General features: G+C 51.4%; 7 protein-coding genes. 1 reads left to right on the top strand and 6 read right to left on the bottom strand.

Annotated elements, in window-relative coordinates:
- Positions 1-18: 18 nt before the first annotated feature.
- The gene (locus ABGT88_RS03700; protein WP_258326640.1) at positions 19-615 is read right to left on the bottom strand and encodes a MarC family protein; all 597 of its coding nucleotides are present in this window, start codon (positions 613-615) and stop codon (positions 19-21) included.
- A 304-nt stretch (positions 616-919) separates the two neighbouring features.
- Between ABGT88_RS03700 and ABGT88_RS03695 the strand changes: the two genes are divergently transcribed.
- Positions 920-1,534: a Crp/Fnr family transcriptional regulator gene (locus ABGT88_RS03695; protein WP_298663607.1), complete on the top strand. Its 615-nt coding sequence runs from the start codon at positions 920-922 to the stop codon at positions 1,532-1,534.
- 226 nt (positions 1,535-1,760) lie between these two features.
- Here ABGT88_RS03695 and ABGT88_RS03690 read toward each other — a convergent pair whose 3' ends face one another.
- From ABGT88_RS03690 to ABGT88_RS03670, 5 genes are all read right to left on the bottom strand, one after another.
- Positions 1,761-3,224: a chitobiase/beta-hexosaminidase C-terminal domain-containing protein gene (locus tag ABGT88_RS03690; RefSeq protein ID WP_346700509.1), complete on the bottom strand. Its 1,464-nt coding sequence runs from the start codon at positions 3,222-3,224 to the stop codon at positions 1,761-1,763.
- Positions 3,225-3,698: 474 nt separating this feature from the next.
- Positions 3,699-7,262 (bottom strand): pyruvate:ferredoxin (flavodoxin) oxidoreductase, encoded by a 3,564-nt coding sequence (nifJ, locus tag ABGT88_RS03685; protein WP_298663603.1) that lies wholly within the window; start codon positions 7,260-7,262, stop codon positions 3,699-3,701.
- 44 nt (positions 7,263-7,306) lie between these two features.
- Positions 7,307-8,485 carry an ATP-binding protein gene (locus ABGT88_RS03680; RefSeq protein ID WP_300130761.1) on the bottom strand — a complete coding sequence of 393 codons (1,179 nt, stop codon included), beginning with the start codon at positions 8,483-8,485 and terminating at the stop codon, positions 7,307-7,309.
- Between the two features lie 277 nt (positions 8,486-8,762).
- Complete coding sequence (locus tag ABGT88_RS03675) at positions 8,763-9,938, bottom strand: OmpA family protein (protein ID WP_346700506.1); 1,176 nt, start codon at positions 9,936-9,938, stop codon at positions 8,763-8,765.
- Positions 9,939-10,158: 220 nt separating this feature from the next.
- The gene (locus ABGT88_RS03670; RefSeq protein WP_346700504.1) at positions 10,159-12,192 is read right to left on the bottom strand and encodes a transketolase; all 2,034 of its coding nucleotides are present in this window, start codon (positions 12,190-12,192) and stop codon (positions 10,159-10,161) included.
- Between the last annotated feature and the right edge of the window lie 90 nt (positions 12,193-12,282).

The following is a 12,282-nucleotide window of genomic DNA, read 5'->3' as shown; positions in this document are numbered from 1 at the left end:
GCTATAAAAAAGTTACTACTACGAGAACGACTCGAGCGCTACGGCCAGATTCTGCAAGAACATGCGCACCGAGAGGGCCAGCAGAATGATACCGAAGAACTTGCGCAGCACATATACACCGGTCTTGCCCAGCACTCGTTCCAAGATGTGCACGTTGCGTATCACGATGTAGATGACAATGATGTTGAGCACCAAAGCCGCCAATATACTGCCCAGGCCATAGAGTGCCCGCAGCGAGAGCAGCGTGGTGAACGAACCGGCTCCGGCAATGAGCGGGAATACGATGGGTACAATCGAGGCGGCACCCTCGGGCCCGTCGTTTCTGAAAATTTCAATACCCAACAGCATCTCGATAGCCATCACGAAAATGACCAGGGCTCCGGCGATGGCAAACGACGAGATGTCGACCTGGAACAACTCGAGAATCATGTTTCCCATGAAGAGGAAGGCCAGGAAGGTAATGAGCGAATAGACGGCAGCCTTCCACGCCACAATGTTATGACCCTTTTGCTTCATGTCGATAATAATCGGGGTAAGACCCGTAATATCGATTACCGCAAACAAAATAATAAAAGCACTCAGGAAATCCTGAAATTTAAACGACAGTATATCCATATTCCATATAGTTTAGGCGTGTGTGACAACAATTCAAAACCGGCTGTGCAAAGGGCTATACACCCGTCGGTATCACTCCGAACAGACCTTCGTGGCCGCCGCAAAGTTAATGAAAAAAAAAGAAATCAATACTTTCTAAACAAAGAAGATGTTTTAGCATTTCAAACGAAACATAGTGAAAAAAATTTGTTAGTTTTGAGAATCCTAATTGAGACACTATATGGACAGCATGTATGATGTTTTATTACAACTCCCTATTTTCCAAGGAGTAAGCCGGAATAAAATATCGGAGTTGATCGAGAAAATGAAATTCCATTTCCTCAAATATCCCAATGGCGAGAAAATCGTCACAAGTGGTGAAGAATGTAATCATCTGAAATTTCTCATTTCGGGCGAAATCAGGTCGGAACTGATTACGCAAAACGAGAAGATGAAAATTACCGAAAAAATACAGGCGCCTAATGTCATAGCCCCCGAACATCTGTTCGGCCGCGATACCTATTTCCCGGCCAACCTGTATGCCGAAGGCACCGTAGGAATCATGCAAATCGAGAAGAGTTCGGTCGTACAAATGTTGCAAGAAGAACCTATATTCCTCATCAACCTGCTCAACATTCTGTCGCGACGTTCGCAAAAGGCTCTCGAAAGCTTCACCGCCCTCTCGTCGAACGACTTGAAAGAACGGTTGGCATTCTGGGTGCTGAGCCTTACGCAACAAAAATCGAGCGACATCCACATCATCTGCAAGCAAAAAGACCTCTATGCCTTCTTCGGGGTACAGCGGTCGGTATTCCTTTCGACACTCGACAGTCTGAAAGAGAGCGGCATCATCGACTACACGGCCAAAGAGATTGTCATCCTCGACCGCTCCCGATTGAAAGACCTGTTGCTCGGCTCGACCGATAAAGAGGACTTCTAACCCAAACATTCCACCTCATCGAACGAGGTACCCAAATGGTCACCTCGCACCATGAGTGTCCGTATAAAATCATAAGAGAGAGAACCGCGCTCAGCCACCACGACACGGTTCTCTCTCTTTTTTCTACCCTCTTCCACACAAAAACGAGAGGTCTGCCGAATCCGGCAAACCTCCCGTTTTATCTCCGCTTCCCGTCAAACGGGAAACAGCAGCACATCACTTCTTCTTACTTTTTCACTACACGGAAGCTCTTCGAACCCTCGTCGGTAGTCACAACCAGAATCATGCTACCGACAGGAAGCGTATTGGCTTCTATTCTGTTTTCACCTTCGCTCACGGCTACACGTTTCAGCAAACGACCGGCCAAATCGTATACACAGGCTTCGCCGGCGGCTGTCGAGTTGAGGTTGATCTCACTCGTAAACATCGTGGGATAAACCGTCATTTGGGCAGCCCGATTGCCATCGATTGCCGAAGGAATATCTTCGAACTCAGCTTCAATATCGAGGCTTTCGGCCGGTACATCAACGGTGAGTTTGTTGTCCACCACGTCGGCCGTTCTATCGACCGAGTTTACCATGAGGCTGGCTACCTGGTAGTTCTCGTCGGGAATTAAGGTAATCTCTACTTGTTCACCCACGATTATCTCGTCGTTGTTGTTGAGCAGCGTGTTTTCACCGACATAGCGAACCTCGATGGCACCGTTGGCGGGCGAATTGAGATGCAGCACAGCCAAGTCTACGGGAGCAGGCTCCACGATATTCATCACGAAGTCGTAGCAACCACCCTTGTCGATAGCATCCATAGCCGTGTGGGTATGACCTTGTTCATCTTTCTTATGCCAAGCATCCGTAAACTGAATTCTCAAACGAGTCTCGGCAATCTTGGCATCGGCAGGAACGGTGATATCGACCGAGAAATCTTTCATCATGGTATTACCATTGGAGGACAGATTGCTGTCTTCAAACGGCTCTTTACCTACTCGCTCGATCATCTCGCCCTCGTCGTTGAAGTCGTAGTCGCGGTTCCAGTCGGCAAAGAGAACGGCATGACACCAGATCATCTGAGCCGTACATTGTACACGCAGCGTAAAGGTCTGACCGGCCTCTACCGTAAAGGGAGCCTGCGTATCGATAAACACGGTCGAAGGTTTGCTCGACTGGGTGTAATCGAGATTTTCAACGGCATCGGTCGTAGTGGCCGAAGTTACATAACGATTCTCGGTCGCATGAATCGTACCGGTAGGTTGTTCCCATCCGGTCAGGAAAGTATAGGTAGCCGAGGCCATCACACTGTTCGACATGCCCTCTTTCACGGCAATGGCTTTGACGGTAACCGTCTCGTTCAACGTAATGGGGCCTTCATAGAGGGTCGATTCGGTAGTCGGAGTCGTATCGTCGAGCGTATAGTAGATTTGAGCATCTTCGGTCTCGGTCGTAATCGTGAGGGTTTGTTCCTCGGTATAGTATCCACTCTCCAGCGAGAATACGGGAGTAGCGACAGCTTCCATACCCGAAGGTTCGGTATAGGTATCGGCGTTGTCGGTGAGCCAGTCGAGCGAAACATTCAGGAAATAGGTGCTGTAATCTGTCGTGTTGTAGTTCTCTTCGACATATACACCTATCGTACCATCCTCGAGAATAGCGATTGACGAGTAGGCCGAACCGGTAGCGCAAAGCGTCTTCTTCACGGGCCAGGTTTCACCTTCGTCGTAGCTGAGGAAGAGCGATACGTTTTGTCTTTCGGTAGCGTGGTTGGGAACCGTGTGCAGAATGCGGTCCTTGTCATAGCCGTCGAGTGTAGAGGTATATCTGACGATGTCGCCGTTGCAGTTACAACATATTCATGAAATGTATTGCATCTCCCCGTACCTCAGTCCTCAGACATAACACTATTCATACACAAAGCCTCTAAACACCCTATCGATACAATGCCCCTGCCTCATCACATATCGCCCCGTTACAGATACACGACCAGGATAAAGAGCCCCGATAAATAAATATCTTTATTTTATAGACCGGAATTTTCGAGACGACACCCATTAGGCATCTACCCGCATGCGCCTCGATTTATAAACGAAAAAGTCTTAAAAAAAGAGGTCCGAGACCTTTACAGGCCCCGGACCTCCCGGTTTTTATGGTGCGACTAAACGCGTCTTGTGTTTTTAGTCTTCCTGTTCAACACCCCATTGCTGTTTGGCCAGACGACGGTAGTTGTTGTAACGCCATCTTGCATTGTCTTCGGCAGCCTTGAACAGTTCGGCAGCCTCGTTGGGATATTGTTTCATCACCGAAGCGAAACGAACCTCGCCTTTGAGGAAGTCTTGGAACTTCGACCAGTCGGGCTCTTTGCTGTCGAGCGTGAAGGGGTTCTTGCCCTCGGCTTCCAACTCGGGGTTGTAACGCCACAGGTGCCAGTAACCGCAAGCTACGGCAGCAGCCTCTTCGGCCTGCGATTTACCCATACCGGCCTTCAGACCGTGGTTGATACAGGGAGCGTAAGCGATGATAATCGAAGGACCGTTGTAAGCCTCGGCTTCGCGGATAGCCTTCAAGGTTTGAGCCTGGTCGGCACCCATGGCTACCTGAGCACAGTATACATAGCCGTAGGTCGAGGCGATAAGGCCGAGGTCTTTCTTACGTACGCGTTTGCCGGCTGCGGCAAATTTGGCGATGGCGCCGACAGGAGTAGCTTTCGAAGCCTGACCGCCGGTGTTGGAGTAAACCTCGGTATCGAGTACCAGCACGTTGACATTCTTGCCCGAAGCCAATACGTGGTCGAGACCACCGAAACCGATGTCGTACGAAGCACCGTCGCCACCGATAATCCATTGCGATTTCTTGATGAGGTACTGGCTGAGCGATGCAATCTCCTTGCAGATTTCGCACTTGTCGGCGTTAGCCTTCACGATGGGCGTGATTTTGGCCTCGAGCTCGACGGTGCGGTCGGTATCCTCACGGTTGGCAATCCAGTCGGCAAAGAGCTCTTTGGTCTCGGCCGGACAGCTGTCGCTTTCGATAGCCTGGTTCATGAGTTTGGCCAGACGGTCGCGCATCTTCTCTACGGCGAGCGTCATACCCAGACCGAACTCGCAGAAGTCTTCGAACAACGAGTTGGCCCAAGCTACACCTTTACCTTTTTCGTTGGTGGTATAGGGAGTCGAAGGAATCGAACCCGAATAGATCGACGAGCAACCCGTGGCGTTGGATACCATCTCACGGTCGCCGAAGAGTTGCGAAATGAGTTTCACATACGGAGTCTCGCCGCAACCCGAGCAAGCGCCCGAGAATTCGAACAACGGCGTAGCGAACTGCGAGTTCTTCACATTCGACTTGATGTCTACCAGGTGTTGTTTGCTCTTCACGTGATCGGCGCAATATTCCCAGCGGGGAGCTTCGCTCAACTGGCTTTCCAGATCGGCCATCGAGAGAGCCTTGCCGTTCTTGTTGCCCGGACATACATCGACACAGTTGCCGCAACCCAGACAGTCGAGCACATCGACCTGCATGCGGAAGTGCATGCCCTTCATCGTGGCCGGTACCTTCATCTCGAGCGTCTCACCCTCTTTGAAAGGCGAAGCAGCGAGCTCGTCTGCATCGAGAACGAACGGACGAATCGAAGCGTGAGGACAAACGTAGGCACACTTGTTACATTGGATACAGTTGGCGTTGTTCCATACGGGAACGAAAGTAGATACACCGCGTTTTTCGTATTTGGCGGTGCCGGCAGGCCAAGTACCGTCCTCGATACCCGAGAAGGCCGAAACGGGCAGGTCGTCACCGGCTTGTGCGTTGATGACTTTCACCACCTTCTCTACAAATTCGGGAGCCTTGCTTTCAACGGCCTCGTCGTCGGGAAGGTTGGCCCATGCGGGATCAACGGTAACTTTTTCGTATTCACCACCACGGTCTACGGCAGCGTAGTTCTTGTTGACTACATCTTCACCCTTCTTGCCATACGACTTCACGATGAATTTCTTCATCTGCTCGATAGCCAGGTCGACCGGGATAACCTCGGTGATACGGAAGAAGGCCGATTGCAGGATGGTGTTGGTGCGGTTGCCCAAACCGATTTCCTGAGCAATCTTCGTAGCGTTGATGGTATAGAACGAGATGTTCTTCTGAGCCAACGTACGTTTTACGTTGTTGGGCAGGTGTTTTACCAGTTCGTCGGCCGTCCAGATGGTATTGAGCAGGAAGGTACCGTTGGGACGGATACCGCGCAATACATCGTACATGTGCAGGTAGGCCTGAACGTGGCAAGCCACGAAGTTAGGCGTATTTACCAGGTAGGTCGAGCGGATGGGGGTATCGCCGAAACGCAGGTGCGAGCAGGTGAAACCACCCGACTTCTTCGAGTCGTAGGAGAAGTAAGCCTGGCAATATTTGTCGGTGTTGTCGCCGATGATTTTTACCGAGTTCTTGTTGGCACCTACCGTACCGTCGGCACCCAAACCGTAGAACTTGGCCTCGAACATGCCTTCGCCACCGAGAGCCAGCTCCTCTTTCGGGGGCAGCGAGGTAAAGGTAACGTCGTCGACGATACCGATGGTGAAGTGATCTTTAGGCTCGGGCAATGCGAGGTTTTCGTAAACCGACAGGATTTGAGTCGGGGTAGTATCTTTCGAAGCCAAACCGTAGCGGCCGCCTACGATCAGCGGGGCATCGGCCTTGCCGTAGAATACGTCTCTTACATCGAGGTAGAGGGGCTCACCGTTCGAACCGGGCTCTTTGGTACGGTCGAGTACGGCAATGCGTTTTGCCGTCTTGGGCACAGCAGCCAGGAAGTGCTCGGCCGAGAAGGGACGATACAGGTGAACGGCTACCAAACCTACCTTCTCGCCCTTGGCCATGAGGTAGTCGATAGCTTCGCGGGCAGCCTCGGTTACCGAACCCATGGCGATGATTACGCGGTCGGCATCCTCGGCACCGTAGTAGTTGAACAGGTGGTAGTCACGGCCCGTGATTTCGTTGATTTTCTGCATGTAGTCCTCTACGATAGCCGGTACAGCCTCGTAATATTTGTTGGAAGCCTCACGATGCTGGAAGAAGGTATCGGGGTTCTCGGCCATACCGCGCATAACCGGTTTCTCGGGGTTCAAAGCGCGGGCGCGGAACTCGGCCAAAGCCTCTTGGTCGATGAGCGGAGCCAGGTCTTCGTTGTCGAGAGCTTCGATTTTCTGAATCTCGTGCGAAGTACGGAAACCGTCGAAGAAGTTGATAAACGGTACACGCGAACGAATCGTAGACAAGTGAGCGACACCGGCCAGGTCCATCACCTCTTGAACCGAACCTTCGCACAACATGGCGAAACCGGTCTGACGAGTCGACATCACATCCTGGTGGTCACCGAAAATAGAGAGTGAGTGAGAGGCCAATGTACGAGCCGATACATGGAACACGCAGGGGAGCAACTCACCGGCAATCTTGTACATGTTGGGGATCATCAGCAAAAGACCTTGCGATGCCGTGTAGGTAGTCGTCAAGGCACCGGCCTGCAACGAACCGTGAACGGCCCCGGCAGCACCGCCCTCCGACTGCATCTCTTGTACGAGAACCGTCTCGCCGAAGATGTTTTTACGACCGGCAGCAGCCCATTCGTCTACATACTCGGCCATCGTCGAAGAGGGAGTGATAGGATAGATGGCAGCCACCTCGGAAAACATATACGAGATATGTGCAGCGGCTTGGTTACCATCACAAGTTAAGAATTTTTTCTGTTTACTCATCTTTACTGTTATTAAGTAATTAGTATTGTTTTTTCATCTCTATATCAATATACAAACCCAAACAGCCACAAAGGTATCAAGTTTTCGCTTCCAATCTTCATATTGTCTATGGCATAATAGAAATTGGGATTGATGCGGCTGCGGGGCACATTGCCCTGGACACGGAACAACTGCTCGCGATTGACCAGGAACTGCGCGTTCTTGCTGCCCATGTTCAACCGGTGGTCCTTGTGCAACGTGTTGTAAAAGAAGGTCTCGCGCACGGCCTGGTCGTTGACTTCGACCGAGCGGTTGGAATATATGATGTTGGTATTGTGCATATAGACCATGGCCGGCTTCTTGGGAAACTCTTCGCCATCGCGATAGAGCATGTTGATGAGCCGGGCATCCTTCAGGCTCTTGATGTAGTTCATCACCGTGGCCCGCGAAATCTGTATGTCCTTGCTCAACTGACTCACATTGGTGGGCGCCGGCGACTGCACCGAGAGCAGGTACATGAGCCGCCGCACCTTGGGCAGATACGACAACTCTATCTGCTTGATCAGGAGTATATCGACCTCCATAATCATGTTGATGTTCTTCACCAGATTTTCCGAGAAGTTGGTCTTATCGAGGAAGAACGGATAGTAACCGTGGTGCAGATAGCCGGGGAAGTAATCGAGCGGATTGACCTGACTGCAAATCTCTTGAGCTATCGTCTTGTGATGGGCCATGATGTCGTCGAGCGTGTAGGCGGGGAACCGGGTCGAAGCCATCAGATTCAGATACTCTCTGAACGAGAAGCCCCGCAGGTTGTACGAGTCGACCAGGCCGGCCAGCACGGGATTCTCCTCTTTCAACCGCATCACCGACGAACCGGAGAAGATAATCTTCAACTCGGGGAAAGTATCGTAGCAGTATTTCAGCTCTTCGGACCATCCGGGATACTTGAACACCTGGTCGATGAGCAGCACCCGGCCGCCCTGACTGTAAAAGCGCTCGGCAAACTCCCTCAACGTATGCTCCGTAAAGTATAGGTTATTGAGATTGATATACAGGCACGACCGGTCCAAGCCGTAATTTTCCTTGGCATACTGCAACAGAAAGGTGGTCTTGCCCACTCCCCGACTGCCCTTGATGCCTACCAGACGGCTGTTTTTGTTGATTTGATACATCAAGTCGCGTTTGACCGGCGACTCGACATGCTCAACGAGATACTTGTGTGTTCTATAAAACGATTCCACGGCTTCTCTCTTAAACAGGGGGCAAAGATAATAAAACCCGACTATTTTGGCAAGCCGACTTTGCAATTTATAGTGAGATTGTGGAGTTTACATCCGATTTTAACATTCTTTCAACTCTCTCTGTTCTCTCGATTTTCATCCCCTTCTCCCACCCGACGGGGCTTTGCGAGACACTCCATTCAACCGGGAGAGCCTCTCTCAAGGAGAAACAAAAAAAGAGAGAGGCTGCCATTCAGCAACCTCTCCCCCTATTGTGTTTTGTTCTCTTGTGCAGTAATTACTCAGCCGGCGAAATAGTAGCGGCACGGTCGAGGATATAAGAACCGAAGCGATCGAGTTTGGCATCGCTGGTCTTTTGCTCCAGTTGGTCGGGATTTACACCGTAAGAAACCAAAGCATCGTAAACTCTTTCGGCACGAGCCTTGCGCAGTTTGGCATTGAAGGCAGCCGTACCCGTTTCGCTGTCGGCATAACCGGTGATGACATATTTCTTGCCTTCGTTAGCCTTGATGGCTTTCGCTACGGCTCTCAACACTACGCGGTCTTTCGATTGCAGTTCCGAGCTGTTGATGTTGTAGTAAACCGTAACTACGGGAGCAGGTTCTTCAACCACTTTCTCGGCCGGACGATTCTTGCACTCGGCCAATTGTTGCTCGAGGTTGGCAATCTTGCGGTTGGCATCGCGCAACTGAGCTACCAGAGCATCGCCTTCGGCATCGCTATATTTGCCTACAACCGGTGCTACAACAGGAATCTCGGGCGACTTCCATCCACGATCTTTGAATTTGTAGGTTACACCTACCAAAGCCGAAAACGCTTTGCCGTGATTTCCTTCATTAGAAACGGTCGTTTCCAATACGTCGAAACGCAAATCGAGGTTGATGGCCCAAGCATCGCTCAAGCGGAAGCGGTTGAGCAAACCACCACGCATACCCATGTTGGCCCAACTGGGAATATCACCTTCGCCCGATATGCCTACAGGGACACTCATACCGACGTACAGGATAGGCGAATAAACGCGTTCGCGATAACCACAGAACAGACTCGCCAAGTCACCCATCACATCGAGACCGGGAACAATAAGGCCATACGATTGTTTATAATAGGTGTTGTCGAGCATTTCATTGCTAACCCCATGCCCCCACAAAGCGGCACCTTTGATTCCGTAATAATCGGCGCCCAAACGCAAGCCGATAATAGGTGAGAACCATTTCTCAACATTCAGTCCAAACACAGGGGCGATACGTTTGCCAAAAGAGGCATTACTATCAAAACGTCCCAAGCTAAAATCGGCTCCGCCCTCAAGCGAAATCATCCAATTGTCCTTAAAGCTATTCAAGACAATCTCTTTGGAAGATTCTGTTTTAGCTTCCTCCTGGGGAGCTGCTGCAAGCATTGCCGGCGTTGCTACTCCAGTAGCCATAAGCAAAACCGCAAATACAGTCTTCTTCATACTTTTTCCTTTTTTTAATTAAAACTACTTTAATATCGGCAATCCGACCCTCTTCTTTCAAGGAATAGAGCAGATTGCGTCATAGACCCAACTAAATTTTCGGATAAAGGTACACGTTTTTTTTTACTCAGCAAACAATTTTTATTTAAATTTACAAGAAAATCGCTTCTCCGTATTCCAGAGAAGCGATTTCGGTCAAATATGGCAATAGTTTCAACCTTTATTTACCAATGTATGAAGCTATTTCGTGCGCAATATGATCGGGTGTAAAGCCCAATTTCTCGTCGAGCACCTTATAGGGAGCCGAATAACCGAAGCGGTCCAGCCCGTAAATCTTACCACCTGTACCCACAACCGGCAACAGCGTCGAGGGCAAACCGGCCGTCAACCCGAATACGGGCAAGCCGGCAGGGATTACAGCCTCGCGATACGACTGCGGCTGGTCGAGGAAGAGCCCGATCGAGGGCACCGATACGATTTGTACTTTTACTCCCTGACCGTGCAGTATCTCGCTCGCACCGACCAGAGTCGACACCTCTGAACCGTTGGCAACCAGCACCACATCGGGGTTCTCGTCGCGCATCAACACATAGGCGCCCTTCTCGGCCTGCAAGGCATCGGCATAACGGTTGCCCGTAGCCGAAGGCAGGTCGGGCACATCCTGCCGCGACAGAATCAAGGCCGTAGGCGTATCGTTGTTCTCCATCGCCAGCTTCCAGGCGACCAACGTCTCGGCACTGTCGGCCGGGCGCAACACCAATACGCTGTTCTTTCCGCTGTGGTTTTTCAGCTGTTCCAAAAGCCGGATTTGTGCCTCTTGCTCTACGGGCTCGTGAGTAGGACCATCTTCGCCCACCCGGAATGCGTCGTGTGTCCACACATACTTCACCGGCAGCTCCATCAGGGCAGCCATGCGCACGGCAGGTTTCATATAGTCCGAGAATACAAAGAAGGTACCGCAAGCGGCCTGCATGCCGCCGTGCAGCAAAATGCCGTTCATAATCGAAGCCATGGTGAGCTCGGCTACACCGGCGTGCAGGAAGGCACCTTTGAAATTTCCTTTCGAGAAAGCACCGGTCTTCTTCAAGAAGGCCTCGGTCTTGTCCGAGTTGGCCAGGTCGGCCGACGAAACCACCATGTTTTTCACCCGCTCGCCCAGATAGGAGAGCACGTTGGCCGAAGCCGTACGGGTAGCCACATTGGGCTTGTACTCAATCGAAGCGAAATCGAGTTCGGGCAATTTGCCGGCATAGAAGTCGTGCAACTCGGCAGCCAGTTCGGGATTCTCCTTCTCCCAGGCGGCCTGCACGGCCTTGCGCTCGGCCACAATCTTTTTCAGCTCCTCGGCCCGACGGGCATACAGGTCGGCTACCTCGGGGAATATCACGAACGGATTCTCTACGTTTCCGCCCAAATTTTCAACCGTCTTTTCGTACGAAGCGCCCGATTTGCTCAAGGGTTGCCCGTGCGTAGAATATTTACCTTCGAACTTCTCGCCTGTAGCCGTCACGCAGCCACGGCCCATGATGGTCTTGCCAATGATGAGCGTGGGGCGTTCGGTCTCGCGGTTGGCCAGAGCCAAGGCATCGCGAATGGCCGCAGGGTCGCACCCGTCTATCTCGATGACATTCCAGTTCCACGCCCGATATTTGGCAGCCGTATCTTCGTCGGTCACCGCATCGGTATCGGTCGAGAGCTGCACGTCGTTGCTGTCGAAAAACATAATCAGGTTGTGCAACCCCAGGAACCCGGCTACACGACCGGCTCCCTGCGAAATCTCTTCCTGTATACCACCGTCGGAGATAAACGCATAGATCTTATGGCTGCACCACTCGCCGAAACGAGCAGCCATGAAGCGCTCGGCAATCGCTGCGCCCACAGCCATCGTGTGCCCCTGCCCCAGCGGACCCGAGGTATTTTCGATACCATGTTTCACATCGACTTCGGGGTGCCCCGGCGTAATGCTGCCCCACTGGCGGAACGATTTCAAATCGTCCATCGTATAGAAACCCGCCATCGCCAGCACGCTGTACAACATAGGGGACATGTGCCCGGGATCCAGGAAGAAACGGTCCCGATTGATCCATTGCGGATCCTCAGGATCATACACCAGAAACTCGGAATACAACACATTGGTAAAATCGGCACCACCCATGGCTCCGCCGGGGTGTCCCGATTTGGCCTTTTCAACCATTGCTGCCGTCAATACTCTTATATTGTCAGCCGCTCTGTTCAACAAGCTCGTATCGTTCATGGAATTTTTTTTACAAAAATAATACAATTCGCGAGTATAAACCTACAAAAACAGACAAAAGTTCTCAAAAAGAAAAAGAGAGCGAGGCTC

This window comes from Barnesiella sp. An22 (assembly GCF_963931395.1).
Lineage (GTDB): Bacteria > Bacteroidota > Bacteroidia > Bacteroidales > Barnesiellaceae > Barnesiella > Barnesiella merdigallinarum.
Note: the sequence above shows the minus strand (reverse complement) of the source record. Positions and strands in the feature narration are given on the sequence as shown.

Coding starts and splice junctions, on each gene's coding strand:
- ABGT88_RS03700 (WP_258326640.1), bottom strand. CDS start 615: ATGGATATACTGTCGTTTAAATTTCAGGATTTCCTGAGTGCTTTTATT.
- ABGT88_RS03695 (WP_298663607.1), top strand. CDS start 920: ATGAAATTCCATTTCCTCAAATATCCCAATGGCGAGAAAATCGTCACA.
- nifJ (WP_298663603.1), bottom strand. CDS start 7,262: ATGAGTAAACAGAAAAAATTCTTAACTTGTGATGGTAACCAAGCCGCT.
- ABGT88_RS03670 (WP_346700504.1), bottom strand. CDS start 12,192: ATGAACGATACGAGCTTGTTGAACAGAGCGGCTGACAATATAAGAGTA.
- ABGT88_RS03675 (WP_346700506.1), bottom strand. CDS start 9,938: ATGAAGAAGACTGTATTTGCGGTTTTGCTTATGGCTACTGGAGTAGCA.